Annotated in this window: 1 protein-coding gene; it reads right to left on the bottom strand. The window is 69.6% G+C overall.

Annotated elements, in window-relative coordinates:
* Nucleotides 1-45 precede the first annotated feature (45 nt).
* Nucleotides 46-651: a PEP-CTERM sorting domain-containing protein gene (locus tag ACG02S_RS10655; protein WP_394470430.1), complete on the bottom strand. Its 606-nt coding sequence runs from the start codon at nt 649-651 to the stop codon at nt 46-48.
* Nucleotides 652-826: the final 175 nt, after the last annotated feature.

Consider the following 826-nt stretch of genomic DNA (forward strand, 5'->3'; position numbering starts at 1 on the left):
CGCGCCGGCTGCGAGGGCCGGCGCGTGAGTGTGCGCGAATGGAGCTCAGTCGCGGCGGCGACGGCGCGTGGTCAGCGCGACGCCGGCCAGCGCCACGGCGGCCAGGGCCAGGCTGGCAGGTTCGGGCACGGTGCCGCCGGTGGCGTCCTGGGTTTGCAGCGTGAGCTTGACGTAGCCCAGGCTGCCGAAGTCGCCCGCATCGACGGTGCGGATCTCGACGGTGTTGCTGCTGCCGATCAGGCCCAGGAGGCTGGCCAGGTCGTAGCTGTCCAGCCAGGCGGTGTTGACGAGGTCCACGCTTTCGTCGGCGTCCCCGTTGGTCAGCAGCCCGACGAGCTGGTTGTTCAGGTAGACGCTGGCGTTGCCGCCGAAGCCCCAGCCGCCGGAGAAGATCTGCAGCGAGGCACCGGTCACGCTGCCGCTGAAGGGCAGCAGGTTCAACGGCGCGGCGAAGCCGCCGGGCTGCCAGTCATTGGTGCCGTCGGCTTGCGGGTCGGCCAGGTCGAAGAACTCGAACGAGTCGCCACTGGCCAGTCCGATGCCGAGGCCGTCGGTGCTACCGAAGCGGGTCTCCACGACGCCAGCCTGCGAGGCCGAACCGATCACGGCCAACGCGAGGGCAAACAGATGAGTGCGGATCTTTGAGGTCATGGGATGGGGCAAACGTAATCGAGCGGGATCGTAGGTACGCCAGAGGAAGCCGACCACCCCGGAGAGCGGGGGTCAGGGAGGCTGAAATCGGGGTCACGTGGATGCGTGGCCCCGGGCACGGATGCCCGGGGTGCCTGCCATGCGCCCTGCAGGGCGGGGTTCAGGGCAGCCGATG

This window comes from Pelomonas dachongensis, assembly GCF_043555865.1.
GTDB lineage: Bacteria > Pseudomonadota > Gammaproteobacteria > Burkholderiales > Burkholderiaceae_C > Pelomonas > Pelomonas dachongensis.

Bases quoted from the DNA above. Each gene is read 5' to 3' on its own strand.
- ACG02S_RS10655 (WP_394470430.1), bottom strand. From the start codon at position 651: ATGACCTCAAAGATCCGCACTCATCTGTTTGCCCTCGCGTTGGCCGTG.